This is a genomic window from Nocardiopsis sp. NPDC055879 (assembly GCF_053615935.1).
The window spans coordinates 1-23499 of record NZ_JBSHCT010000040.1 but is presented as its reverse complement, the minus strand read 5'-3'; the positions used below and the strand labels follow the sequence as shown (position 1 = coordinate 23499).

The 23499-nt window shown below is 66.4% G+C and carries 24 protein-coding genes and 5 pseudogenes; 14 read left to right on the top strand and 15 right to left on the bottom strand.

Going from position 1 to position 23499, the window contains the following annotated elements; translation table 11 throughout:
- Positions 1-141 (top strand): annotated as a pseudogene (locus ACWGKS_RS28425) (RNA-guided endonuclease TnpB family protein); the annotation flags it as partial.
- Here the strand turns inward: ACWGKS_RS28425 and ACWGKS_RS28420 are convergent.
- On the bottom strand, positions 118-1023 hold the full coding sequence (locus ACWGKS_RS28420) for a phosphotransferase (protein WP_452524705.1): 906 nt from the start codon (positions 1021-1023) through the stop codon (positions 118-120). The pseudogene ACWGKS_RS28425 and the gene ACWGKS_RS28420 overlap by 24 nt on opposite strands.
- Before the next feature lie 453 nt (positions 1024-1476).
- On the opposite strand from ACWGKS_RS28420, the gene gdhA reads away from it, so the two are divergent.
- A complete protein-coding gene (gdhA, locus tag ACWGKS_RS28415; RefSeq protein WP_358514928.1) occupies positions 1477-2844 on the top strand; it encodes an NADP-specific glutamate dehydrogenase in 1368 nt (455 codons plus the stop codon).
- Between the two features lie 551 nt (positions 2845-3395).
- Positions 3396-4661 carry a hypothetical protein gene (locus tag ACWGKS_RS28410; RefSeq protein ID WP_358514931.1) on the top strand — a complete coding sequence of 422 codons (1266 nt, stop codon included), beginning with the start codon at positions 3396-3398 and terminating at the stop codon, positions 4659-4661.
- On the opposite strand, the gene ACWGKS_RS28405 is transcribed toward ACWGKS_RS28410, so the two are convergent.
- Positions 4630-5604, bottom strand: coding sequence for an aldo/keto reductase (locus ACWGKS_RS28405; RefSeq protein WP_358514934.1), 975 nt, complete (start codon positions 5602-5604; stop codon positions 4630-4632). The genes ACWGKS_RS28410 and ACWGKS_RS28405 overlap by 32 nt on opposite strands.
- A gap of 113 nt (positions 5605-5717) precedes the next feature.
- Here ACWGKS_RS28405 and ACWGKS_RS28400 point away from each other — a divergent pair, with 113 nt between their 5' ends.
- Positions 5718-6224 (top strand): DinB family protein, encoded by a 507-nt coding sequence (locus ACWGKS_RS28400; RefSeq protein ID WP_358514937.1) that lies wholly within the window; start codon positions 5718-5720, stop codon positions 6222-6224.
- Between the two features lie 8 nt (positions 6225-6232).
- Here the strand turns inward: ACWGKS_RS28400 and ACWGKS_RS28395 are convergent, their stop codons facing one another.
- Positions 6233-6889 carry a CatB-related O-acetyltransferase gene (locus ACWGKS_RS28395; RefSeq protein WP_358514940.1) on the bottom strand — a complete coding sequence of 219 codons (657 nt, stop codon included), beginning with the start codon at positions 6887-6889 and terminating at the stop codon, positions 6233-6235.
- 260 nt (positions 6890-7149) lie between these two features.
- On the opposite strand from ACWGKS_RS28395, the gene ACWGKS_RS28390 reads away from it, so the two are divergent.
- Both ACWGKS_RS28390 and ACWGKS_RS28385 read left to right on the top strand, forming a co-directional pair.
- Complete coding sequence (locus tag ACWGKS_RS28390; protein ID WP_358514943.1) at positions 7150-7623, top strand: hypothetical protein; 474 nt, start codon at positions 7150-7152, stop codon at positions 7621-7623.
- A 4-nt stretch (positions 7624-7627) separates the two neighbouring features.
- Positions 7628-7927, top strand: a complete 300-nt coding sequence (locus ACWGKS_RS28385) for a winged helix-turn-helix domain-containing protein (RefSeq protein WP_087096337.1) — start codon at positions 7628-7630, stop codon at positions 7925-7927.
- 70 nt (positions 7928-7997) lie between these two features.
- Here the strand turns inward: ACWGKS_RS28385 and ACWGKS_RS28380 are convergent, their stop codons facing one another.
- On the bottom strand, positions 7998-8447 hold the full coding sequence (locus ACWGKS_RS28380) for a pyridoxamine 5'-phosphate oxidase family protein (RefSeq protein ID WP_358514947.1): 450 nt from the start codon (positions 8445-8447) through the stop codon (positions 7998-8000).
- A 397-nt stretch (positions 8448-8844) separates the two neighbouring features.
- Here ACWGKS_RS28380 and ACWGKS_RS28375 point away from each other — a divergent pair, with 397 nt between their 5' ends.
- The 6 genes and pseudogenes from ACWGKS_RS28375 to ACWGKS_RS28350 all read left to right on the top strand — a co-directional run bounded on the left by ACWGKS_RS28375 (position 8845) and on the right by ACWGKS_RS28350 (position 12438).
- Positions 8845-9246 (top strand): peptidase inhibitor family I36 protein, encoded by a 402-nt coding sequence (locus tag ACWGKS_RS28375; RefSeq protein ID WP_358514950.1) that lies wholly within the window; start codon positions 8845-8847, stop codon positions 9244-9246.
- 121 nt (positions 9247-9367) lie between these two features.
- Positions 9368-10234 carry a hypothetical protein gene (locus ACWGKS_RS28370; RefSeq protein WP_358514953.1) on the top strand — a complete coding sequence of 289 codons (867 nt, stop codon included), beginning with the start codon at positions 9368-9370 and terminating at the stop codon, positions 10232-10234.
- 193 nt (positions 10235-10427) lie between these two features.
- Positions 10428-10829: pseudogene (locus tag ACWGKS_RS28365) on the top strand (transposase); the annotation flags it as partial.
- An 88-nt stretch (positions 10830-10917) separates the two neighbouring features.
- The gene (locus ACWGKS_RS28360) at positions 10918-11676 is read left to right on the top strand and encodes an SAM-dependent methyltransferase (RefSeq protein ID WP_358514956.1); all 759 of its coding nucleotides are present in this window, start codon (positions 10918-10920) and stop codon (positions 11674-11676) included.
- Between the two features lie 166 nt (positions 11677-11842).
- A complete protein-coding gene (locus tag ACWGKS_RS28355; protein WP_358514958.1) occupies positions 11843-11995 on the top strand; it encodes a hypothetical protein in 153 nt (50 codons plus the stop codon).
- 32 nt (positions 11996-12027) lie between these two features.
- Entirely contained in the window at positions 12028-12438 is a 411-nt protein-coding gene (locus ACWGKS_RS28350) for a hypothetical protein (RefSeq protein WP_358514960.1), read from the top strand.
- 473 nt (positions 12439-12911) lie between these two features.
- On the opposite strand, the pseudogene ACWGKS_RS28345 reads toward ACWGKS_RS28350, so the two are convergent.
- From ACWGKS_RS28345 to ACWGKS_RS28315, 7 genes and pseudogenes are all read right to left on the bottom strand, one after another.
- Positions 12912-13067 (bottom strand): annotated as a pseudogene (locus ACWGKS_RS28345) (IS630 family transposase); the annotation flags it as partial.
- 145 nt (positions 13068-13212) lie between these two features.
- Entirely contained in the window at positions 13213-13920 is a 708-nt protein-coding gene (locus ACWGKS_RS28340) for a type 1 glutamine amidotransferase domain-containing protein (RefSeq protein WP_358514963.1), read from the bottom strand.
- Positions 13910-14971: a cupin domain-containing protein gene (locus ACWGKS_RS28335; RefSeq protein WP_358514966.1), complete on the bottom strand. Its 1062-nt coding sequence runs from the start codon at positions 14969-14971 to the stop codon at positions 13910-13912. Before ACWGKS_RS28335 ends, ACWGKS_RS28340 begins: the two co-directional genes overlap by 11 nt.
- An 8-nt stretch (positions 14972-14979) precedes the next feature.
- Entirely contained in the window at positions 14980-16440 is a 1461-nt protein-coding gene (locus ACWGKS_RS28330) for a pyridoxal phosphate-dependent decarboxylase family protein (RefSeq protein ID WP_358514969.1), read from the bottom strand.
- Positions 16433-16744 carry a hypothetical protein gene (locus tag ACWGKS_RS28325; protein WP_358514972.1) on the bottom strand — a complete coding sequence of 104 codons (312 nt, stop codon included), beginning with the start codon at positions 16742-16744 and terminating at the stop codon, positions 16433-16435. The genes ACWGKS_RS28330 and ACWGKS_RS28325 overlap by 8 nt, the downstream gene beginning before the upstream one ends.
- Entirely contained in the window at positions 16744-17388 is a 645-nt protein-coding gene (locus ACWGKS_RS28320; RefSeq protein ID WP_358514975.1) for a hypothetical protein, read from the bottom strand. The genes ACWGKS_RS28325 and ACWGKS_RS28320 overlap by 1 nt, the downstream gene beginning before the upstream one ends.
- A 796-nt stretch (positions 17389-18184) precedes the next feature.
- Positions 18185-19129, bottom strand: coding sequence for a DMT family transporter (locus tag ACWGKS_RS28315; RefSeq protein ID WP_358514978.1), 945 nt, complete (start codon positions 19127-19129; stop codon positions 18185-18187).
- Between the two features lie 72 nt (positions 19130-19201).
- On the opposite strand from ACWGKS_RS28315, the gene ACWGKS_RS28310 reads away from it, so the two are divergent.
- Positions 19202-20080 (top strand): LysR family transcriptional regulator, encoded by an 879-nt coding sequence (locus ACWGKS_RS28310; protein WP_452524699.1) that lies wholly within the window; start codon positions 19202-19204, stop codon positions 20078-20080.
- 195 nt (positions 20081-20275) lie between these two features.
- On the opposite strand, the pseudogene ACWGKS_RS28305 reads toward ACWGKS_RS28310, so the two are convergent.
- From ACWGKS_RS28305 to ACWGKS_RS28290, 4 genes and pseudogenes are all read right to left on the bottom strand, one after another.
- Positions 20276-20338: pseudogene (locus ACWGKS_RS28305) on the bottom strand (hypothetical protein); the annotation flags it as partial.
- A gap of 162 nt (positions 20339-20500) precedes the next feature.
- Positions 20501-20839, bottom strand: a pseudogene (locus ACWGKS_RS28300) (aminoglycoside phosphotransferase family protein); the annotation flags it as partial.
- Between the two features lie 106 nt (positions 20840-20945).
- Positions 20946-21194: a DUF397 domain-containing protein gene (locus tag ACWGKS_RS28295; protein ID WP_452524697.1), complete on the bottom strand. Its 249-nt coding sequence runs from the start codon at positions 21192-21194 to the stop codon at positions 20946-20948.
- Positions 21195-21196: 2 nt separating this feature from the next.
- A complete protein-coding gene (locus ACWGKS_RS28290; RefSeq protein WP_358514984.1) occupies positions 21197-22111 on the bottom strand; it encodes a helix-turn-helix domain-containing protein in 915 nt (304 codons plus the stop codon).
- Between the two features lie 312 nt (positions 22112-22423).
- Here ACWGKS_RS28290 and ACWGKS_RS28285 point away from each other — a divergent pair, with 312 nt between their 5' ends.
- Positions 22424-23383, top strand: a complete 960-nt coding sequence (locus ACWGKS_RS28285) for a tyrosine-type recombinase/integrase (RefSeq protein WP_358514987.1) — start codon at positions 22424-22426, stop codon at positions 23381-23383.
- Positions 23384-23499 lie beyond the last annotated feature (116 nt).

Here is a 23499-nt window from a genome sequence, read left to right as displayed (position 1 = left end):
CGCCTCGACCAGGGGCTTTTCATCTGTCGGGGGTGTGGGGTCGTTGCCCACGCCGATCGGAATGCTTCCCACAACATCGCCACTCGTGGCGAGAGAGTGTGGAACGCGGGGCGTGAGTCACGCGTCCCTGCCACCCCATAAGGGGTGTCTGGACGGAGGAGTCCACCCCAGCAGCCGGTTGGGCACTACCTCCAAGCCCGGTCCTTCAGGGCCGGGCCAAGTTGACTCGAGCAGAGCGCGCAGGAAGCGGGGCTCCTGTTGGGTGAGCCAGTCGTTGCGTCGGTCCCAGCGGACCCAGCCGCCGAAGCGTTCCAGGTCGCGGATGAACAGGGGCTCTCCGCCCTCGACCATGGTGCGCACGAAGGTACGAGAGACCTCGTTGTAGAGGCGCACCGTGGCGGGGAGGATCTCTCGATCGCTGCGGGTCATGTCATAGGCGTCGGCCATCAAACGTAGTCGTCGCGCGACGTTGAGGCCTTGGAAGCCGCTGGTGGTGGCCGATTCGGGGTCCAGGGTCGGGCCGAGGTAGAAGGCCAGTGCGGCCAGGTCCCATACGGGGCGGCCCGGGGCGGCCAGGTCGAAGTCGATCAGTGCGGCGGCCCGGCCGTGGCGGAAGACGATGTTCTCCAGGCAGGGGTCGTTGTGGCACAGGAGGGTGCCTCCTTCGGGGTCGGAGAGCGCGGTGGGCCAGTCGACGTCCGGGTCGAGGGGGATCGTCGCGGCGGCGTCGTGGTAGCGGCGCAAGAGGGCGGCCACCTGGACCAGGGCCTCATCGCGCAGGGCCCACGCGGGGAAGGGCGGCAGGGCCACTTCTCCTTCTATGAAGGTGAGTTCCTCGCGCCCATCGTCGGGGCGCAGGGCCAGGGGCGCGGGGGCGCCCGTGAACCCGGCCTGGGCCAGGCGGGTCAGGAAGGTGTGCAGGGTGGGTGCGTGGTCGGGGGCGGTGCGCACCACGCGGTCACCGCGGCGGGTGACGGTGTTCATCATGCCGCCCTGGAGCGGGTGGTCCTGGTCACCGGGCATGGCGGGCTCTCCTTGGCGTGGGGCCGACTCACGGTGGGTACGCGGCCACCCGCGGTTCATCGCGGGGCCCGGGCACGGTCACGTTATCGGCTCTTCGCGGCGGTGTCCCGGCCTGCGAGGATGTGCGTGGGGCCCAAGTGAGTGGTGTGACGCATGGGGTGCTCAGGATGGGTATACCCAGGGATGTCGACCCCGGGCGGGGCACCGGATGAGGGTGTCGTGGCCGGCCCAGGGCGTGCCTGGAGGCCGGGCCGAAGGAGATGGTGCGTCCTTCGGAGCAGGCCAGAGGGGTATGTTCATATCAAGGTAATACACTGGAAGCATGGGGGGCGATTACCGCCTGTATGGGCCCTTTGAGGCGGTATCCCACCTAGGTTTCGATGGATGACAGAGGTTCCCGGTACAACGGCGTGCGGGGCGCCCGTTCCAATGTTGAGAAGGGAACGTACTCGCATGCCGTTTTCCCATGGTGCCCGGGAGGACCACCACCCGGGCGTCCGTAGTGCCTTCGAGCACGTGGCACGCCGCAACCCCGACGAGCCGGAGTTTCAGCAGGCGGTACTGGAGGTGCTGGAGTGTCTGTCCCCGGCGCTGTCCATGCACCCGCGCTACGCCACCGAGCGTGTCCTGGAGCGCCTGTGCGAGCCCGAACGTCAGATCATCTTCCGCGTACCCTGGCGCGATGACCAGGGCCGCATCCACGTCAACCGGGGTTTCCGGGTGGAGTTCAACAGCGCCCTTGGCCCCTACAAGGGCGGTCTGCGCTTCCACCCCAGCGTGAACCTGGGCGTGGTCAAGTTCCTGGGCTTCGAGCAGATCTTCAAGAACGCCCTGACCGGTATGGGCATCGGCGGCGGCAAGGGCGGCAGCGACTTCGACCCCAAGGGTCGCTCCGACAACGAGATCGAGCGGTTCTGCCAGTCGTTCATGACCGAACTGCACCGTCACCTGGGCGAGTACACCGACATCCCCGCCGGTGACATCGGCGTGGGCGCTCGTGAGATCGGCTACATGTTCGGACAGTACCGGCGGCTGAGCAACCGCTGGGAAGCCGGGGTCATCACCGGCAAGGGCATGGACTGGGGCGGCTCCGCCGTGCGTACCGAGGCCACGGGGTACGGGACGGTCATGTTCACCCAGCGCATGCTGGAGCGCAACGGGCGCGGGATGGACGGACTCAAGGTGGTGGTGTCCGGTTCGGGCAACGTCGCCATCTACGCCGTGGAAAAGGCCCAGCAGTTGGGCGCGACCGTGGTGGCCTGCTCGGACTCGGCCGGCTACGTGGTCGATGAGGCCGGGCTGGACCTTGATCTGCTCAAGCAGATCAAGGAGGTCGACCGTGAGCGCATCAGCGTCTACGCCGACCGTCGCCCGGGCGCCAAGTACGTGGAGGGCGGCAGTGTGTGGGACGTGCCCTGCCACGTGGCCCTTCCGTGCGCCACCCAGAACGAGTTGGACGCCACCGCCGCCAAGACGCTGGTGAACAACGGTGTGCTGGCGGTGTCGGAGGGCGCGAACATGCCCACCACGCCTGAGGCGGTGCAGGTCTTCCGTGAGGCGAAGGTGCTCTTCGCCCCGGGTAAGGCGGCCAACGCCGGTGGTGTGGCCACCAGTGTGCTGGAGATGCGTCAGAACGCGCGCCGCACCTCGTGGTCCTTCGACCACGCCGAGTCGGAGCTGGCCGAGACCATGGCCGGGATCCACGACCGGTGTGAGGAGGCGGCCGAGCGGCACGGCGCCAAGGGCGACTACGTGCTGGGCGCCAATCTGGCCGGGTTCGAGATGGTCGCCGACGCGATGCTGGCCCAGGGCCTCATCTAGCGTTCGGTTCGTCGTGAAAACCCCGTGGGCCCTGATGGGCCTGCGGGGCTTTTTGTCGATTTGTTCCGCTCTTGTTGAATCGCGGAAGGTTTCCCTTTTGCGGGAAACGGGTGTTTTTTGGGTGCGAAAAATCGATGGGGAGGAGTTTTTCAGAGAAAAGCCCCGCGCGCCTTGCGAGGGTGTGTCAAAGTTCTTCACGTCGAGGTCGGGCGAACTGGTGTTCGTGCGATCCTCTTCGGCTATCCGTACATGAGTTGGCACACCCGAAAAGAGTTCGGGGCCGCCCTGGTGTAAGCAGCACCGGTGGGCAGCCCCTGACCGATCCCTGCCACAACAGGGATGCGGCTCACCGACTCCTCAGACGCAGGAAGGCGGTGCGTGTTGAAGTCTAGCTTCTTCCGCCCCCACTCACAGGCGCTTACGCGAAACCTCTTCACCTTCGCTCCGGTCGGGGGTGGACGATGAAGGTCATACGCAGCAAAATCAGGTCGAATTACACCCTGGTTCCCAATGCGCTGATTCGGGACGAGCGCTTGAGCCCCCTGGCGCGCATGATGCTGATCGAAGCTTTGTCGAACACCGACGCCTTCAACTCCTCTTTGACCGCCGAGGGTCAGTGGCGCAAGGCCCGTCTGGCGCGGGGCGATCGGGCCCAGGGCCGCGAGGCTTACCTGAGGGCCTTCAACGAACTCGCCGATTACGCCTACCTGTTCCGAGAGAAGAAGCGTCGTGGCCGGCGTCTGTTCACGGAGGTGACCGCCTACGACACCCCACAGCTCGGACTTGAGGGTTTTGGACAGTCACACAAGCGACAGCCGGACAGTGGTGGGTCAACTACTAGAAGGGAACACCGGACAAGTAACAGGGGAGAAGGGGGTCCGTCCGGGTCTGAAACCTCTACCACCCCAGAGTCGCCCGAAAAGACCACCTCGCCCGAAAAACCCGAAAAGCGCAACGACGGGCTGTGGGATCTGTTGGCGCGTATCCCCGACCGGTCGCTGCTGCGCCCTCACGCGGACCGGTCGGCTCTGCAACGTAGGGCGGAGTGGCTACTGAAGGCCGGGCTGCCACTGGAGCAGGTGCGTGCGCTCTTGTCCGGGATAGGCGGCCTGGGTCGCCCCTTCGGAGCCCTGATGCGGCGCATGGGGAACCTGAGCAGCGCGCAGGCGTTCCTGGACGGGCATTTGGGGCGAGGAGTGCACCGGCCCTGGAACACGGGTGTGGACTGGGGCGTTGCGCCCGAGCCGTGGCCCGACTCCGACCAAGGCCAGGTCGACGGCGACCTGTTCGATCGGCCCCCGGAGTTCGTACTCGACGCACTGGGCAAGGCCGACAAAACCTGTCCCGAGCACCCGGGCGTGCGCAACCACCCCGGTGGGCGCTGCCTGCTGTGCCAGGGGCCCTGCCGCGACGTTCCAGGTGAGATCGTGCACCCCCAGGCGCCGCCTCGCAGCCAGGACTCCGCTGAGGGGCAGGGGGCGCTGAGGGGGTTGATCCCCGCGCCACGTTCGGGACAGGACCCTCTCCCACCGACGGCCGACCCCGACCAGGGGGAACTGGCCCCGGAGCTGTTGGAGCGAATCGGCGCCTCGATACGGCGCGGTGGGCGCTCCTTCGAGAAAGGGGGGCCCAGGGCCGCCCCGGGTACAGCGCCCGGACAAGGCCACGACGTGGCCCGGACGGGTGCGTCCCTGGCACGAGCGAGGCTGGCCCAAGGCCTGGGGATCGATCCGGGGGATCTGCCCGGTGTGCCCGCCCCGACCGGAGCGGGCACACCGGGGATGCTCACCAGCGCTCGTGAACCTGGGGGCGGATGAGCTCGTCGTAGACCTCGCGCACCCGCTGATGGGTCTTGGCGTCCAACGGCGGCAGTTGTGCGGCGGCGGCGTTACCGCGGGCCTGGTCGGCGTTGCGAGCCCCGGGGATCACGGTGCTCACCCCCTCCTGGTCCAGGATCCAGCGCAGCGCGAACCGGGCCATGGTGGTGCCTTCGGGCACCAGGGGGCGCAGGCGTTCCACGGCCGCCAGACCGGTGGCGAAGTCGACGCCGGCGAAGGTCTCGCCCTGGTCGAAGGCCTGGCCCTGACGGTTGAAGTTGCGGTGGTCGTCCTCCCCGAAGCTGGTGGTGGGGGTGTACCCGCCGGTGAGCAGGCCGCTGGCCAGCGGGACGCGGGCGATCACGCCCACCCCGGCGGCCTTGGCCGCGGGCAGGACCTTCTCCAACGGCTTGAGTCGGAAGGCGTTGAGGATGATCTGCACGCCGGCCACGTTGGGGCGGGCGATGGCGGCCAGGGCCTGCTCGCAGGTCTCCACCGACACCCCGTAGGCGCGCATGCGGCCCTCATCGACCATGGCGTCCAGGTCGTCGAAGACCGCGTCGGTGTCGATGACGGCGCTGGGCGGGCAGTGCAGTTGCACCAGGTCGATGGTGTCCACGCCCAGGTTGCGGCGTGAGTCGTCGTTCCAGGCGCGGAAGTTGCCGGGGTTGTAGTGGGCGGTCTCTTGGGCCATACGTCGGCCCATCTTGGTCGCCACGGTCAGATGGGGGTGGTCCTGAAGCAACCGGCCCACCAGGCGCTCGCTACGCCCATCGCCGTAGACGTCGGCGGTGTCGATGAAGGTGACACCCTCCCGCACGGCGGTTTCGAGGGCGTCCATGGCGTCGGTCTCGCTGACCTGCCCCCAGGCGTCGCCGATCTGCCAGGCTCCGAAACCCACGACGCCGACAGGGCCGAGGGGGCCGAGTTCTCTAGTGTCCATGAATGATGATCCTATTGGGCCTTCGGTAGCGCTCCCAGAGGACTTGGGGCCCTGGTGGACGGGTGGCCAAAACCTGTGGCCCGGATGAGCGGGGAGTCCTAGGGTCGTTGCCCATGACCGATCCACGTATCGACCCGCCCTTCATCGCCGACGAACGCCTCATGCTCGCCAACTGGCTGGACTGGCACCGCCAGACCCTGGAGGTCAAGTGCCAAGGTCTGAGCCGGGCGCAACTGCGCCAACGTTCGGTGCCTCCCTCGGACCTGTCCCTGCTGGGCCTGGTGCGGCACATGGCCTCGGTGGAGTGGGCCTGGTTCCGCTACACCCTGGAGGGCAGTGAGGTGCCCGACTCCATCAAGAGCGCTGATGACCCCCACGCCGACTTTTCCCAGGTGGAGACCGCCTCGGTGGAGGAGGCCTTCGCCCTGTGGCACGCCGAGATCGCCCACGCGCGCGAGGTCTCGGCGGCACTTCCGCTGGAGGCCATCGGTAAGCGGCAACGTCACGGCCAGGACTGTTCGCACCGGTGGGTGCTGGTGCACATGATCGAGGAGTACGCCCGCCACAACGGCCACGCCGACCTGCTGCGGGAGCGCATCGACGGGGCCACCGGCGAGTAGGGGCGTGATCAACCCGCCCGGACCTGGCGGGCGATCCGCGCCAGCTCGGTGGGGGTTGCGCCCATGATCTGCGCGGCGTGTTCGGTGACCGCTTCCACCGGCCAGTCCCACCAGCGGGCCTCCAACAGCAGGGCCACGTCCTGTTCATCAAAGCGCGAGCGTAGCTGTCGGGCAGGGTTGCCGCCCACCAGGGCGTAGGGTTCGACGTCCTTGACCACCACGCTGCGCGCGGCGACGATCGCGCCGTCGCCGATGCTCACTCCCGGCATGATGGTGGCGCCTCGGCCGATCCACACGTCGTTGCCGATGAGGGTGTCGGGCGGGGCCGGAATCGACAGGTAGGTCTCCAGGGTGCGCTCGCCCCACTCGCCGCCGAACATGGTGAACGGGTAGGTGGAGGGACCGATCGTGGGGTGGTTGCCGGCCGGCATCAGGAAGGTGACCTGCGGGGCGATGGCGCTGTAGCGGCCGATCACCAGACGTTGGGGGCCGTAGTTGTAGAGCACGCAGGCCTCCTCGAAGGGGACCCCGCTGCCCTGGTCGTCGTAGTAGGTGTACTCGCCCACCTCGATCAGCTCCGAGGTGACCTGGGCCCGTAGGAAGACCACGTTGGTCAGGTCGGGTCGGGTGGTGGGGTGGAGCCGGTTCGGGTCGGGAGCGGGCACGTGTGTCCTTTCGCGTGGGGTGGGCGCCCGGCTCATGTTGGCAGTCGCCGCCCCCTCTCGCACGCTTATTTCGTGGCGCCGGCCGGCGATTCGGGGGGATCGAAGCGGGGCTCTGACCTGTGGTCCGATCCAGGAGCCGGGTGGCCCCCTCACTCACCCGGCTCCGTCGAAGGCGTGATCGGGGTCGCCACAAGGGTTGCGTCGGGAGCGCGTCGGACCTTAGTGTTTCCTCAAAGGAAACTAGGTGAGTGGAGGACAACATGAATCAGATCGACCCGTCCGACGCCGAGCGAGACCTCCAGGAAGTCGACCAGGCGAAGCGGGAGGCCGCCGGCGCGCTGGTGCACAGGCGCGGGCCCTGGGCCGTGGCCGGCATCGCGGTGTTCGCCGCGTCGGCGCTCTTTTGGCTCATGAGCCCGCAGATGGGCACCTACCTCTCCTGGGGGCTGGTCGTGGTGGCCGTGCTGGCCGCCGTGCTCAACAGGTCCGCCCGATGGGGTTGGCTCACCGGCAATCGCGCACGACTGACCGGCGTGGCCGGCCGTCGACGCCGAACGTTGTCCCTCGTGGTCATGCTGGTGGTACTGGCGCTGTTCATTTCGATCAACATGGCCGTTTCGCACCTACTGGGTGAGACCTACCCGATCTCGGGGGCCGTGGTGGGTCTGGTGCTCGCCCTGGCGGGTCCGCCTTTCGCCAAGTGGTGGATGGCCAGGCCGGAAAACCGAGGTTAGGACCATGGAGATCGACCCGTTGCTGGCCGACGCCACACGGTTGAAGATCCTGGCGTTGCTCGCCTCCAGCGACTGGGCGGACTTCTCCTTCGTGCGCGAGGGGGCGGGGTTGTCCAAGTCGGCCCTGTCCAAGCAGATCGGGAAGCTGGAGACGCACGAATACGTAGAGGTGCACAAGGGCTATGTGGGCAAGTACCCGCGCACCAGTCTGCGACTGACCGACACCGGGCGTGCGGCCATCGAGAACCACCTCGCCGCACTGCGACGGATCGTCGACCAGAGTCGCGACCGCCCCTCCCGGTAGCGGACCCGCCGCACCAGGATCGGCTCAGGGCCGGTCTTGGTGCGGCGAGGTTCGCGTCCGGTGCGCACGGTCAGGGCAGGGCCTTGGACAGGTCCTTGACCACGACGCGTTCGGGGACCAGGCGCACCAGGCGGGCGTCGTCGGCGTAGTGGCGAAAGTCCGGGTGCCAGGTGGTCTCGTCCTCGCCCAGGTAGCGGCGGAGTTTACGTCGGGCCAGGGCCGGGTCGAAGGACACCACTTCGGCTCTGCCCCGCATGATCACCTGTAGGTATTCCTGGCGTCGCAGGTCGCAGGTGTCGATCACCACGGCGGTGCGTGGGTCGCGCTCCAGGTGTTGGGCCATGACCGCGTACTCACCGGTGATCCACCACAGCACCCCCTCCTCCCACAGGAACCAGACCGGTCTGACGGTGGGTGCGCCCGAGGCGTTGGTGGTGGCCACGCGGGCGACCAATGGCCGGGCGAGGAAGGCCTCGACGTCGAAGGGGTGGGGCGAGGGGGTGCCGGGAGTTTCGCTCACCTCCTCAGGCTAGGTTTTCGAGGCGGGCGGCGGAAGAGGGACGACACCGCCTGTGGACAACCCCTGCGGGCGCGGCGTGCCCGGATCACGCCCCAGGAGGTCGGACCGCATGGCACCGGCGCGGGTGAGCGGCGACCACACCCCTGCCTGTCTTCTCTGCCGGATCATGGCGGCCATCGAATTCAGCAATGCCGGCGGGCATTAATTTTTATCCGTAATTGCTCCAGTATGGTCTTTTAATTCCGGAATGTCATGCCGGCGGCGGCCTAATGTGGCCAAGGCATTTTCTTTTCAAGTTCGAGCCCCTCGCCTAATGTCATTGGAGGACGCCGCGAAGCGCGGCCGGGCCATTCCGGTCGTGGCAGCCATTGGCGTCTCCAGCCGAGAGAGGGAATCCATGTCTGCCAACAAGCGATTGTTCGCCACCGCCGCGATGGTGGCCGCCGTCGCCGTCGCCGGTGTGCTCGGCACCGCTCCGACTGCCTCGGCCGCGAGCATCCCCATGGTCGAGGCGCAGGCCACCTACATCTACCTCTACGAGCACGACGACTACAAGGGCGGGTCCTGGCGGACCTCCGGCAGTGACCGCAACCTGGCCGGCAACTGCTGGAGCGGGTCGGGTTGCCGTAGCGTCAATGACAACGCCAGTTCCATGAAGAACCAGAAGTCCAGCAACGCCTCCTTCTACGAGCACGCGGAATACAAGGGGGCGTCCTACTACGCCCAGAAGAACTCCTCCGACAAGGACCTGACCGACAACGGATTCGACAACAGGATCAGCTCGATCCGAGTCTGGTGATCGGCGTGCCGGGGAGGTCGAGCGCGGCCTCCCCGGCACCCTTCCGGTGGAGAATCAATGGAAGGAATAGGGCGTTTCATCCCGGATCTGAAGGACCGGGTTCCCATGCCCGAACAAACCGATGAACAGACTTCTTTCGGTGGCCGGGTCGCTGTGCGTTGCCCTGGGACTCACCGCCTGCGGCGTACAGGAGGGGGGAGGCGGGGAGCGCTACCTTCCCGCCGAGCAGAGGGTGCGGTCGCTGACCCTGCCCTTCGACGAGTACACGCTCTCCCCCTTCCAAATGCGAACGCTCGACTACGCCGAGGACCTGCTCGTGCGCGAGTGCATGCGAGGACACGGCATGGACTGGCAGGTGCTCCCCGTCCCCGAGGAGGAGGGAACCGACCCCGCGCACCGACGTCGATACGGCGTGATCGAGACCGAGGTGGCCCAACAGTACGGTTATGGCGCCCCGCCAGGGGCGGCGGACGAGGCCCTCGTGGAGGAGACGCGGGAGGACCGGCTCACCCTCCTGGCCACCGAGCACCGAGCGGCTCACGGGGGCGAGGGCGAAACCGGGTGCCTGGAAGAGGCGGCCGGGGACATCACGGCGGGTGTCCCCGACATGGACTACGACCTGTTGAACTCCTACATCCACGCGAGCTTCGAGACCTCCCAAAGCGCGCCCCCGGTGGTCGAGGTCTTCTCCGCCTGGAGCGCCTGCATGGCGGATCGGGGCTTGGACTATCCCACTCCGGCCGAGGCCTCGGCCGATGAGCGTTGGACGCAAGGGGAAGGCGATCCGTCACGGGAGGAGAAAGAGGTGGCGACGGCGGACGTGGCCTGCAAGGAGGACGCCTCGGTGGTCGAGGTCTGGCGCGAGGCGGAGGCGGCGACGCAGGAGGGCCTGATCGAGGAACACCCCCAGGATTTCGCGCTCTTCGCCCAGGTCAGGGACGTTCAAATACAGACGGCGCGAACGGTGCTCGAACGGTTCGGGTCTTAGGGGGCCCGGTAATTTTCGCGGAAAATCCAACGGTTGACGGCCCCGAGAGCACAGCGAGCGAAGCCACGAAGGCTCGGTGCGGCTTCGCTGTCAACCGTGGTGATCGTCCTACGGTGTGCGTATGCGTGAGGTCGAGCGTCCGATCCCTCGGGAGTACCTGTTCTTCACCCCCGCCATCCTGGGGCAGTAGACCAACGCCGAGGACAAGCAGCACGCCGAAGCGGCGGCGCGGGCATTCGTCGCGGACTACGGGACCAAGTGGCCCAAGGCGGCCGAGATGATCACCGACGACCTCGACGTCCTGCTGGCGTTCTACTACTACCCGGCCGACCACTGGATCCACCTGCGCACCACCAACCCGATCGAGTCGACCTTCGCTACCGTCCGGTTGCGGCAGCGGGTGACCAAAGGACCCGGCTCCCGTGCGGCCGGAGTGGCGAAGGCGTTCAAGCTGATCCAGTCCGCCCGGCATCGGTGGCGAGCGGTCAACGCACCCCACTTGGTCGCCCTCGTCCGCGCTGGCGCGACCTTCGAACGCGGCGTCCTGGTCGAGCGACCCGACGGGAACTCAGGAGGCGATCAGCACGTCGCATGACGCGCCGATCCCACAGGTGCGGCGGGAACCACGCTCCTCGCTCTGGGGCGTCTCAGCCTCGGCTGAATCCTACTGTAGCGTCGCTGAGATGGAGCGCTCCGAGATCTTCGACATTGCCCACCTGCGCCATCCGATCGCGGCGCCGGTGGCGCCCGAGCGGTTACGCGAACTGGTCGGCTGGCTGAGCCCAAGCGACGGTGCCCGCGCCGTTGACCTCGGGTGCGGCGAGGGCGAGTGGCTGCAAGAGCTGCTGCTCGCCCACCCCGGAATCACTGGCGTAGGGATCGACCACATGCTCCCAACCACTGTCGCGCGGCGTGCCAACGAGCGGAAACTGAGCGACCGGGTGCGCTGGATTGAGATGGATGCCGCCACCTGGAACGACGGGGTCTTCGACGTGGTGCTGTGCGTCGGTGCGAGCCACGCCTTCGGCCGGCTGGAGGACATGCTGGGCGCTGTCCGGCGGCACCTACGCCCCGGTGGCCAAGCGCTGATCGGCGACAGCATCTGGGAGGGCGCCCCGTCGGCTTCTGCGCTGGCAGCGCTTGAGGTTTCCGCCGACGCCTATCCCGACCTCGCCGGCCTCGTGCGAGCCATCCATGAGCACGGGTTGGAGCCGTCGTACGGGCACGTCAGCACGTTGGCCGAGTGGGACGACTACCAGTTCAGCTGGACCGGGTCGCTCGTCGACTGGGCCGTGCGGGAGGCCTCGACGATCGAGGATCGTGACCAGGCATTCGCCGCTGCACGTGAGAATCGCGACGCCTGGCTGAGCGGCGCCCGACGCGAGCTAGGGTTCGCCACCTTCGTCCTGCACGACGCCGCGGCCGCTGGCGCGCGCGACTGATCGGCGTTCACGTTGCTGCCAACGTTACGGCGGCCAGCTCGTCGAGTGATCCGATAAGAAGTCAGAAAGGCAAGTCGCACGACACGCCGATCCACAGGTCTAGACTATTCCTCGCTTCCTGCTGGCCCTGGTCGACCAGGTCAAACCTGAGGACTTCGACGCCGACGTGGCCACCGCGCTCAAGGGCACCGGCATCGAGGCGCGCAGGTCCCGAGAGCGGCGCGCCACGGTGATCAACCGGCCCACCAAACCGGCCGCGAGCAAGCTCATCGACCTGTTGAAGAACCGTCTGGCTCGCCCCCGGGCCGACCAGGACTGAACCCACCCCAGGGTGGTCGGAAAGGACATATGATGGCAGGTCACCGCCACGCACCCTGCTTCGCCAACGGCAAGTGGATCAAGACCGAAGACGAGTTCTGGGCCGCCTGGCCCGAAGGCGACGGGAACGAGAAGGCGTTCGAGGCGACCGGCTACAAGCAGTGGTTCCAGGTCGGTGACCCCGACGCGCTGGCACTGCCGTTGACGCTGACCGTCTACGCCCGGGCCGAGGGCACACCCCGGTACATGGTGTCCCTGGAAACGCACATGGACATGGACTGGGTCTACGCCCACGAGCTGCCCGACGTGATGGCGGTGCTGGGCCAGTGGATGCCCACCATCCAGGCGGCGGCGATCTCCGAGGTGGTGCGCCAGTTCAACGACCCCCACGGCCAGAACCGGGACGTGGTCGATCTACTCACCCAGCTCACGGGCAAGAGCTGACCCTCGTATCAAGCACTCTCGGTGACCAGACCTCCGGGCGGGAGGCCACACCCGCCCGGAGGTCGCCCCGGCCCACCGCCGTGGCGTTCGTGCAGGTCAGAAGGTAGACCAGTTCGGTGTTTGTGAGTGGTCTACCTTCTCCGTGTGGTTTGCCCCTTTATGTCGGTTTCTGGCTTCCGGTAATCCCCGGCTAGCGCTGGTGAGGACTCTTGGATAGATCGGGCGTCAACAGATGTGACAGTTGCCGGGACTCCCCGTTCCGTTCCTACTCGGACCCCAACTGCTCGAGGCCGCCGATGGACACCTCGTCGGGGAAGCGGGCGTAGCGAGCGATCTGCTCGTCGGAGAGGAACTCATGTCGCATGGGCCAGAACGTATGGCCCCCGAGATGCCCAGAATCGGCCCGTCACCGAACCGAAGCGGAGGTCAGGCCGCTAACGGGATTTTCTTCGGCGATCCTCCTCGACCCCCTAGTCCAGCAGGGCGGCGATCTGGGCGGGTGGCAGGCCGTGCGAGGACAGCAGGACCATGACGGCTCGCAGGGCCACTCTCCACTGGCCTTTGAGCTGATGGGGGAGGTCGGTGATGTCGTTGGTGGGGGCTTGGGCGAACACGGTGGGCGGGCGCATACTGATCACGACCTCGCCGGGTGGTCAGACGATGGTGCAACTTCGATCCAACCCCCGGCGGGGTCCTTGTCAACAGGTGCCCGCTGCCCTGTTCTGGTCTGGGGTTACGCACAGAACTTCAGGAAAGGCGCTTAGCGGCTGTCAGTCACATCAGGGCTCCCAGGCGTTTGGCCGCCTCCTCGCTCGACGCCGGATTCTGCCCGGTGATCACGGAACCGTCCTGGAGGACATGGCAGGACCACGGCGGAGCGGCCGAGTAGTCGAAACCGTGTCGGACGAGTTCGGTCTCAAGGAGGAACGGAACCCACGTGTCGGCGCCGGCGGCCCGTTCCTCCGCGTTGCTGAACCCTGTCACCGAGCGGGGGACCGGAGCGGAACCTGAGGTGTCCAGTGCTAGGAGCGCTGACACGCCATGGCATACCGCTGCGACGGGAGTGGACTCACGCAGACACCGTTCCATGAACGAGCCCACGAGATCGTCAGTGCGCAGCTGCGCGGTGGGTCCGTAGCCCCCGGGAACGAAGACCCCGTCGGCGTGACCGCCTTCGAGGAGGTCTCCGAGGGCCACCGGTCTCTCGAGTTCGGGCCGGTGCCGTCCGAGGAAATCGAGTGTGTCGGTGAGCTCGACACGGGTCATCAGACACGAATCGGTTTCGACGCTCGCTGGTTGGATGGGTACGGGCTCCCCGTCCGGAGAAACCACCACGACCCGGAACCCGTAGTCAAGGAAGACCTTCCACGGCCGGACCAACTCCTCGGCCCAGACTCCGCAGTCACGCCATCGGCCGTCACGGCCCTCCACCGTGGAGGACGAACTGCAGAGGAGGGCGACCGCCCGGGTGTCACGTACCATCCTGCCCTTCCTCCCTGTAAAGGCCCAGCGCCCCGAGCATCGGTGACTCGTCATACTCGAACACGATGCCTTCTTGGTCGCCCGTGTTCCTCATCTGCGCCCACGACCAAGAGGGAACGGCCAAAGTGTCGCCCTGGCGCAGGACGTGGACGGAGTCGTCGATCCTCACCTCGGTGACCCCCTCCGCCGCGATCATGATCCGCGCTCCGGTCTGCCGGGAGGTCTGGGAGACACCGTGGGCTGGGATGTGGACGAACCTCGCGCCGATGGTGGGCGTCATCGAGCCGCCGCGGGTGTCCGCGAGTGTGACGGCGGCCGTCCCGTCCCGGCGGGGGCGCGCCGCCTTGAGCGCCTCCTTCGTGCTCCGCCAGGAGTAGTGCAGTTCCTGAGGGCCGACGTGTCCGCCTCCTGGTCGCAGCACGGGCCCGGAACCGCCGAAAGAGGCGGAACGGTGCTCGGTCGGCGGGACGTCCGCCGGACCCGTCTTCGCACCGAGGTGGCTCCTGCTCGGGTGCAGGTCGAAGTAGCTCGCCGCCATGGCCGTGACCAGGGGGTCGTCGGTGCAGTCCTGCCAGATGACGTGGCAGTCGCCGTCGTTGCCGTGTTCGTGCCAGAGCATGGACGGGGTCACGACGACGTCCTTGGGCTCCACGTAGATCTTGTTCCCGTCGACCGCTGTCCAGCCGCCGTCGCTCTGGTGCACGAAGCGCACCGCCGTAGCCGCGTGGTGATGGCTGTGCATGTCCTCGTTCGGAAGGAGGAGCTGGAGTCCCGCGTACAGATGGCCGGCCGCGGCCTCCGACTCGGGGTGCCCGGGATTGAGCATCGTGAGCACCCGTAGCGCTCCCGAATCCTCCTTCACCTCCTGGCTCACTTCGACGGCCAGTTCGCGCAGGTCGGAGTAGGACCACTTCTGTGTGCGCGATCTCGGCTCGGGCCGCCACGGGAGCACTTCGTTCGCCCGCGACCATCGGCCGACGACCCCCGCTTGGGCCGCGCGTTCAGAGAAGGTGGTCTGCTCGCCCGCCAGGATGTCGTTCTCAGTGGTCATGATGGCTCTCATCCCCTTAACGCCGCAGTGGTGGACGTGGTGATCTGCTGCCACAGGTATTCAAGATCACGCCATTCAGTGTGGATGTTTCCGACTGAAATGCGGATGACGTATCGGCCGTTCACCCTGGCATGTGACACGGCGCTGTGGCCGTTCCGGTTGATCCGGTCGTGGACTGCCTTGCACACGCGGTCGGATTCCTCGTCGGAGCCACCGATGCCGCTCGGCCGTATGCATATCAGCGGCAGCGGCGTCGGTGCCACGACCTCCCATACCGGGTCCGCCTCCACGCACCGTTCGAGGTGGCGGGTGATCTTGACGGTGTGGTCAAGTCGTGCGGAGATGCCCCGCGTGCCGAAGCAGCGAATGATCCACCAGACCTTGAGCGCACGGAACTGCCTACCCAACTGTGTCGAGTAGTTCATGTAGTCCAGGCGGTCGTCGCCGGTGTCGGTCCGCAGGTACTCCGGGACCAGTGAGAACGTTTTGACGAGTGCCCCCGGATGGCGGCAGTAGAGCGCACTCGCTTCCATGGGGCAGAAGAGGACCTTGTGCGGGTTGATGACGACCGAGTCTGCGCCTTCGAGTGAAGGGATCACGGCTGCCAACTCGGAGCTCGCCCGCCAGAGCCCTCCGAACGCGGCGTCGACGTGCAGCCAAGTTCCGAGGCGCGCTGAGACCTCAGCGATTCTGCCGAGGGGATCGAGCCCCGCTGTGCTCGTGGTTCCCACGGTCGCCACAACAGCGAGCGGCATCATCCCCTGTGCGCGGTCTGACCGGATCTGCTCCTCCAGCGCCACCGGATCGAGCAGGCCGTCCTGGTCGGACACGCGCACGACGTTGGCCAGCCCGATGCCGAGCGTGATCGCCGCCTTGTCGGCCGAACTGTGCGTCTGCTCGGAGCAGTAGACCCGCAACACCGGGCCGGCGGTCGCGCCCAGGGTTCGAAAATCATGCTCACACAGGTGTTCACGGGCCGCTGCCAGTGCGTACAGCGTCGCCTGCGACGCTCCGTCGACGAGCACGGAGTCAGGATCCGGCCAGTCGAGCGCGGCGAGGGAGGCGAGCCACCGTAGAACCTGCCGTTCCACAGCCGCTGCCGCCGGAGCAGCGTCCCAGACCATGACGTTGGTGTTCAGCGCCGCCGTGCACGCCTCCGCGAGGATGGCGGGAGCGCTCGAACTATTGCTGAAGTAGGCATGGTGACGGGGGTGGTTCCACAGGACCGAGCCCTTGAACACGCGATCGATGGTGTCCGTGACGACGTGGTCGAACGGCTCGGGATCCTTCGGGGCCAGCGATCCGAAGTCCTCGAGTACGTCGCGGGCTTCGCGCGGCGGGGGGCGCACGGACTGGGAGCGGAGACCGACGAACCATCGTTCGAGCTCCTCCAGCAGGAACTCGCCGTGTTCGCGGAACTTCCTCGCCGGCCAGTCGCCGACGTCGACTGGCTCTCCTCGTTTAGACATCGACGGGGAGCTCCTCGGCGAACTCGATCTCCCGGTCTCGGGTGCAACGGGTCCTGATGAAATCGGCGAGAAGGTCCTTCTCGGACTCAAGCATGGCCTCGGCCTCCTCTTTCGAACCCCAGTTGTAGATCATCAGTACGTGGGACGTGTCGTCCTCCAACTGGAAGAAACGTGCATGGCCGTCCCATCCGGGGGCCGCGTGTGCGTTGTCCTCGACCAGATCGTCCATCTCCTGCATGACAGAAAAAGCGTTGCGAGAGGATTCTTCGTTCAGGTGCCAGTGTTCGATCACGGTGACGGGCATCAGTCGCTATCCTTTTCGTTGTTGTTGGCGAAGTGCTGCTGGAGGATCGAATCACCGCCAGGCACGAACTTCTCGCAGATATTCCGGTGGTCGCGTCGGTTCTTCGACTGTGCTCGCCACAGCTGTTTCAGCGCCGACCGGCACTCGCCCGTCATATTCGGGGACTTGCCGGCTTTCCGCAGTTCTTTGAGGTTGCTTTCGAATACCTGGTGATCCTGGTTGAATATTCCTGAGAACCCAGACGGCATCCAGGGCGGTTCCATGCTGGGCCGAATGATGCCTTCGTAGCTTTCACGCGGAAAGTCTGAGGCGTAGTGCATTGCGGCTGTGGCCGAGTCGAGGAGGGAGGCCAGGTCGTCAATGTTCGATGTGGCTGGATGCCAATCTTCCTCACGCAGCGCGGCGAGTGCATCGTCACTGTGCCTGTTCATGATCGATAATAGAAGATGGAATAGGTGGTGGCCGACCTTCCAGCGGGTGACCGACACCCGGACCTCACGAGCTGGAACCTGGGTCGACTCCGTGCCCCCGGCAGTATCCGATCTTTCCGACCACCGGGATGCTGACAGGAGGAGTGTGGAGATCCCTGTCAGGAGATCGCGTTGAGTCGCCTCGTCAAGACTGCTGGAAGGCAGGTCTTCCACGACCTCCTTGGCGACCTTCCGGGCCGCACTGGACCACCTCTCCGGGTCGGCCTCGCGACGGATGCGGAAATAGTTGTCGTAGTCAGTGCTGTCAGCTATCTCGCGTTTCGATCCTGGCGCCCTCCCGTCAGGTTGAAGGGTGATCGACGTTAACAGGCCAAGGTCGGTGTTGCTGCTGATTGTTCGCTCTCCTGACAGTCTTATGCCGGACTGACCGCATGACCTCGGGATTTTTATTGATATATTGTCGACAATCCCGATGGAATACTCGGTCGTGATTGATCAGGGCAAATCAAGTTCGGTGAACAGTGCTCGTCAGCATGGGGAATCACTCGGCGAGAGGGTTGGCCGAGTCGGCAGAAAACCTTTACTCGAAAATTCGAGTATTGGTGCCATTGGTTGAATCCGCTATTTTTCTCTGTGTTCCGGTGATGATTGGGGTGTTCATGTTCTCACCATACGCAGACCGTCTCCTTGGGGCAACTTATAAGCGTTGAACAGTAATGGTAAGTTGAGCTTACCGTCTCTCTGGAGTCGCGACTTAGATGCAGCAAACCCCAGTGAAATATTTGGGTTCAGACGACCCCTGGGGGCCTTCACCGTCAGGCGGGGGTAGGTTTGCGCAGCTTATCGGGGACTTTTGCGATGCTGGCATGCCTCATCCTCCCGGCCTGTCGTGTACCGGGTTTCGCGGAGACGGCACTGTTGAAAGGACGTCAAGGCCATGGGCCGCCCTCTGGGTCCTCGACGCCCTTCGCCGCGCACGTGGGAGTTCCACCAAAATTCCATCAACGGTCTAGTGCGTGCGGTTTCGAAACAGCAGGCCGTTTGCTATAGCGACACCGGTGACCACGACTGCGGCTCCCACCAACTGCAGGAACGTGGGATGCTCACCCAAGATCAGCGCGGACAGGCCGAGTGCGAGGATCGGCTGGATCAACAGCAGTCCACCGGTCGTCGTCAACGGCAACAAGACACTGCCGTGGTGGATGAACAACCACGCGACCACCTGGCCGAGTACCGCCAGGAGCCCGAGCAGCACCCACGACCGGACTGAGATCCCGCTCAGCTGGATGCCGCCGGAGAGGGGCGAGACCATGACGGTGGCGGCCGCGGCGGAGGCCGACGCCCATGTCAGCGGTTGAACGAACAGGCCCGGGTCGCGTCGTGTCGCTCGGCGGGTGATGAACAGGTACACGCCGTAGCCACAACCCGCGATGACACCCAGCAGCACACCGGTACTCGTGTCCGGACCCCGGAGGGAAGCGTTCCACAGCCCGCCGACCAGGCTGATCCCGATGAGCATCAGCGGGAGCGTGATGATGAAGCGCGTCGTGACCCTCTCCCGGTCGATGAGGAAGGCCAGCGCGGGCAGGACCACGACTTGTACGTTGATGAGGACGGTGCTGATCCCCGCGCCGACGTGGTAGATCGAGGCGGTCCAGGCGGCGTAGTCAATGCCCAGCGCAGCCCCGGCGGCGAGGGACCACAGCACACCGCCGCGTGACAGGGCCCCGGCCCGCGCCCGTTCCCGAAGTGCCAGGGGGATCAGCACGACCACGGCGATCGCACACCGTGCCACTGCGGTCGTGGCGGCGTCGACGCCGGCCAGTTTCACCAGGATCGCCGAAACCGAAAGGCAGAGCGCTCCAGCCAGGACCAGAGACGACGCGACGACGGGGCCGTCTTTCCTTACCGTCCGACCAGTGTGGGATGGAGAGCGTGGAGCGACAGAAGACATGACTCGACGGTAGGTTCACACCCGGAGTCAGCACTACTTCATAGTTCTGCTCATTTATGTTAAGAATTCCTTATGACTATGGGATGGGACCGTCTCCGCGTACTGGACGCCGTGGCCCGGACTGGGTCGGTGACCCGGGCCGCGACGGTACTGCACATGAGCGGTCCCGCTGTGTCACAGCAGTTGCGGCGCATCGAGGCCGAGGCGAGGACGAAGATCGTGGTGCCGGACGGGCGCGGCCTCCGCCTCACCACGAAGGGCGAGGTGCTCGCCGGGTACGCCCGGCAGGTGGCCGATGCCATGCAGCAGGCGGAGAACGATCTTCACCGCGACGAGACCTACGTCGGTCATCTGCGTGTCGCGGCGATCGCCTCCGCCATCCGAAGCGTGCTCGGCTCCAAGCTGGCCGCGTTTCACCGTGAGTACCCCCGCGTGCGGGTCTCCGTCGAGGACGGGGAGACCACCGATCATCTCGCCCGCCTCGCGGCCGGGGCCGTCGATCTCGTGCTCGCCGAGTCCTGGAGCGCTTCCCCTCTGCGGTTGCCGACGAGTGTGGTCGCAGAACAGATCGCACGAGAAGCCCTGTTCATCGCGATGCCGGGCGACCATTCTCTGCGGTCCCACGACCCTCTCAGTATTCGTGACCTGGCCGGAGAGCGCTGGGCGACCTGCGCCCAGGGCTCGGACGCCCACACCGCCATCGAGCAGGTCGCACGTCGGCACGGCGTCGAGCTCGACGTGTCGTTCCATGTCGCCGACCATCTGACCCAGCTCGCGCTGGTGCGAGAGGGCCTGGCCGTCGCGTGCGTGCCGATCCCGGCTGACAGCAGCGATCCGAGAATCACCTACGGGCGACTCGACACCGAACTGCATCGCGACATCCTGCTTCTGGAGAGGTCCCAGACCGCCTCGTTGGCTCTCCAGGCCCTCAAAGCGTGCTTGGTGGACTGATCCGGCGGGAACAGTCCAGGCGCTTCTCCCGAGTGGTGTCCGAGCCCAGCGGGTCGGGGAGTGGCGCGGTTCCCGTTCCGGTGATGCCCGCGGTCGGACCACGGCTGGTCGCGTCGGTCGCGCTTCCGGCGGGCACCCGGGCTCCTGCGGGTGTCCGGTCCGACCCGCCCCTCGCCGCCGGGTCCGGTGGTGGGGTCAGGCGTCGTCGAGGTCGACGGTGGGCAGGGGCGCGACCGCCGGGCCGTTGAGGATGCTGCCGTGGGTGTCGTACCGGGAACCGTGGCAGGGGCAAGTCCCAGCTGGTCTCCGCCGCGTTCCGGGCCAGCCGGCAGCCCATGTGGGTGCAGTTCAGGCTGACGGCGTGGAGCCTGCCCTCCGCGTCGCGGTACGCGCCGACGGAGTCGACGTCGATGGGGGGGCGAACCAAGTCATCGAAAACCCGTCCCGCTGGACGGGTCGGCGTGGCACGAGGGGGCTGGGTGGGAGCACGGGGACGTCCTGTTCCTCCAGCCACCGGGTCACGTCCAGTTCCGCGCGTTGGCGTGCGGCCAGGGATTCCAGGCTCGTGGATTCCGGCAGGACGGTGGGGATCCGGGCCACGACGGGGGAGGGCGCCAGGTGCACGACCACGGAGAACAAGTCGTGGAGGAGTCGAGGTTCGGTCACCGTGAGCCCGAGGTCGCGTCCGGCCCCGACTGCGGCCTGCACAGCGGCGGAGGTACGGCGGGCGAGCTGTTCTTGGGTGAGGAAGTCGGTCATCGGCCGATCATGCCACGCCCCGGAACTGGGGGAATGCCGGATCGGGCGCTGTGTTGCCGATCGGTGGCGGGCCGGGGAACGGCCCACCACCGGGAGGCGGTCAGGATCAGGCGTCGGGAGCTTCGGCGGCGATCAGACGGGTGAAAGAGGCCCACTCACCGGCCCCGACAGGGAGGAAACCCAGTTCGGGGTACTTGGAGTCACGAATGGCGGCACCCGTGGGCAGCCCCGCGACCTCTACACAGTTCTCCCCACCGGAGGAGTAAGAGGACTTCTGGAAGTTGAGGACGGGTGCGATCTCCACGCAGTTGTCACCGCTGGTGGAGTAGGAGGACTTGCGGAACTCCAGCAACATGTTCAGGCTCGCTTGTCGTGCTCGGCGGCGATGGAACCGATCAGGTCTAGCGACCTCTGTGGGTCCAGCGCCAGGTTCTGGGCGGCGTCGAAGATCAGCGCGTGTTTGTCGAAGTAGTCTCCGTCTTCAACGTACAGCGCCTCCACCACGGTGGGGATTGAGACTATGCCCGGCTCTGGCCTAGGGAAATCAAAAAGGGTGAAGGCTCCATCGACGGCGGGATGGGCTCCTGCTTCATCAGGGAGTACTAGGAGCGTCACCTTGTAGTGCGCTGCCATACCGATCAAGAAGCGCAGCTGTTCAGCCATGATGGCGTGCGACCCCGTGACCTTACGCAGTGCGGGTTCGTCAATTACTGCTGTCAGCTGCGGCCCTTGGGGGAGGTCCAGCACCGCACGGCGAGCCATACGGGACTCAACTTTGCGCTCGATCTGATCAGGTGGAACCACTTGGCTGGCCAAGGAGATCGCTGCCGCATATTCCGGGGTCTGCAACAGGCCAGGAATCAGCACAACCTCGTATGTCCGAATTCGGACGGCCTCGGCCTCCAGGTCAGGCAGTGCCCCCGGGAAAAGGTCAGCGTATTTGTGCCAATCACTGCGCCCGCGAGCCTCCTCGGTCAGACTGAGAAGATGCGTGCGGTCATCACCCTCCACCCCGTAGAGGTCCAGCAGGGCCTCGACCTCGTCGCGCTTGGGGAACTTCCACTCGTTGCGTTCGGCTCTGGTCAGCTTGGTCGCCGAGGACCAGCCCAACCGCTTCGTCGCCTCGGCAGCGGACAGCCCGCTCCCGGCTCTGAGTCGCTTGAGCGCGGCCGACAGCCGTCGCCGTCGCACTCCGGGCGAGTGCCCACCAGTCACGAAAACCCCCTCCACGCTGTGAGTTCGTGCCTCGATCGGAGTGGCGCACAAGGACACGGAATTATTTTAGTTCAAACACAATAGTAGCTTGTTATTGTGTCTGAACACATGGATACTGGAGTCAGTCGAGCACCTCTACCTGGTGCCGCCTCCTCTCTGCAAGGAGGCCCAGTTCTCCCGAAGGCCCGGCAACAGGACAAGTAACCCGCGAGTAACTTAGTCGACGTTCGCAGCGGGTGTCGTACTTCTGGAAACTAGTGTTCCCGGAATTAGACTGGCCGGGTGACTTCTGGAAACACAGCTTCCTCCGCTGAACAGGCTACTGATTCGACTTCTGGAAACACACACACCGGGCGGCCGCGCCGAACCGTGGCGCTGCCCGGCGACCTGGACGCCGAACGCGCGGCCTTCGCCGAGAGACTGGCCTCGGCGACCGACCTGGGCGCGGCCACCCGCGACAAGTACCGGCGCAACGTCGGCTACTTCCTGGCCTGGCTCGCCGACGCGCGCGAGGCCGGCGCGCTGGACGGCGACCCGCTCACCGATGCGACCGCGCGGGACTGGGCGGTGCGCGACTGGCGGCGCACCCTGAAGAACACCCGCACCCGCGCGGGCGCTCGCCTGTCGGCGGCCACGATCAACAACCGCCTGGCCGCGCTGGATGCCTTCTTCGCCCTGCGCGGTTCAGGGCGCCCCGAGGTGGTGCGCGAGCACTTGGCCCGTCCCAGCGCCCCACGGGCTCTGGATGGGCGGGCCAAGCTGCGGTTCCTGCGCACCGTGGCCTGGGACGCCTCGGTGCGCGACCGGGTGATCTGCCACCTGGCCTACTACGCCGGGCTGCGGGTCGCCGAGATCGTCGCCCTGGACGTGGCCGATCTGCGGCTGTCGGCGCGCAAGGGCACGGTGCGGGTGCGCGGCAAGGGACGCCTGGGCGGCAAGGACCGCACGGTGCCGCTGCACTCCGAGGTGCGCTCCTCGCTGGAGCGGCTGTTGGACGAGCTCGGCCGCCCCGGCGCGGGGCCGCTGGTGCGCAACCGCGACGGGGGGCGGTTGTCGACCCGGGCGGCCGCCGCGGCGGTCACCGCGCTGGGCGCGGCGGCGGGGATCGGGCCGGACGATGACGGCGAGGCGTTCGGACCGCACGTGCTGCGCCACACCTTCGGCACCGACCTGGTGCGCGGCCGCGGCGATCTGGCGCGCGATCCGGTGGACCTGGTGACGGTCGCCGAACTGATGGGGCACGCCGACATCAACACCACCCGCCGCTATGCCCTACCCACCGAAGCCGACAAAGCCACAGCCCTGGAGGCGCTCACCATCGACCGGTGAGCGGCCGGAGGCCTACCGCTAAGAGCTCATCTCATTTGGATTCTCGATAGCCTGGCCCGGTGTCGATGGTTGAGCGGTTGGTGCCGGACAAACTGTGGGAGCTGTTTCAACGGGTG

Excerpts from the sequence above, each read along its gene's own strand:
- ACWGKS_RS28340 (WP_358514963.1), bottom strand. The coding sequence starts at position 13,920 with ATGGTACGTGACACCCGGGCGGTCGCCCTCCTCTGCAGTTCGTCCTCC.
- ACWGKS_RS28400 (WP_358514937.1), top strand. The coding sequence starts at position 5,718 with ATGACCGATCCACGTATCGACCCGCCCTTCATCGCCGACGAACGCCTC.
- ACWGKS_RS28390 (WP_358514943.1), top strand. The coding sequence starts at position 7,150 with ATGAATCAGATCGACCCGTCCGACGCCGAGCGAGACCTCCAGGAAGTC.
- ACWGKS_RS28330 (WP_358514969.1), bottom strand. The coding sequence starts at position 16,440 with ATGTCTAAACGAGGAGAGCCAGTCGACGTCGGCGACTGGCCGGCGAGG.
- ACWGKS_RS28325 (WP_358514972.1), bottom strand. The coding sequence starts at position 16,744 with ATGCCCGTCACCGTGATCGAACACTGGCACCTGAACGAAGAATCCTCT.
- ACWGKS_RS28420 (WP_452524705.1), bottom strand. The coding sequence starts at position 1,023 with ATGCCCGGTGACCAGGACCACCCGCTCCAGGGCGGCATGATGAACACC.
- ACWGKS_RS28295 (WP_452524697.1), bottom strand. The coding sequence starts at position 21,194 with ATGTTGCTGGAGTTCCGCAAGTCCTCCTACTCCACCAGCGGTGACAAC.
- ACWGKS_RS28405 (WP_358514934.1), bottom strand. The coding sequence starts at position 5,604 with ATGGACACTAGAGAACTCGGCCCCCTCGGCCCTGTCGGCGTCGTGGGT.
- ACWGKS_RS28370 (WP_358514953.1), top strand. The coding sequence starts at position 9,368 with ATGAACAGACTTCTTTCGGTGGCCGGGTCGCTGTGCGTTGCCCTGGGA.
- ACWGKS_RS28315 (WP_358514978.1), bottom strand. The coding sequence starts at position 19,129 with ATGTCTTCTGTCGCTCCACGCTCTCCATCCCACACTGGTCGGACGGTA.
- ACWGKS_RS28360 (WP_358514956.1), top strand. The coding sequence starts at position 10,918 with ATGGAGCGCTCCGAGATCTTCGACATTGCCCACCTGCGCCATCCGATC.
- ACWGKS_RS28310 (WP_452524699.1), top strand. The coding sequence starts at position 19,202 with ATGACTATGGGATGGGACCGTCTCCGCGTACTGGACGCCGTGGCCCGG.
- gdhA (WP_358514928.1), top strand. The coding sequence starts at position 1,477 with ATGCCGTTTTCCCATGGTGCCCGGGAGGACCACCACCCGGGCGTCCGT.
- ACWGKS_RS28375 (WP_358514950.1), top strand. The coding sequence starts at position 8,845 with ATGTCTGCCAACAAGCGATTGTTCGCCACCGCCGCGATGGTGGCCGCC.
- ACWGKS_RS28385 (WP_087096337.1), top strand. The coding sequence starts at position 7,628 with ATGGAGATCGACCCGTTGCTGGCCGACGCCACACGGTTGAAGATCCTG.
- ACWGKS_RS28410 (WP_358514931.1), top strand. The coding sequence starts at position 3,396 with ATGATGCTGATCGAAGCTTTGTCGAACACCGACGCCTTCAACTCCTCT.
- ACWGKS_RS28350 (WP_358514960.1), top strand. The coding sequence starts at position 12,028 with ATGGCAGGTCACCGCCACGCACCCTGCTTCGCCAACGGCAAGTGGATC.
- ACWGKS_RS28335 (WP_358514966.1), bottom strand. The coding sequence starts at position 14,971 with ATGACCACTGAGAACGACATCCTGGCGGGCGAGCAGACCACCTTCTCT.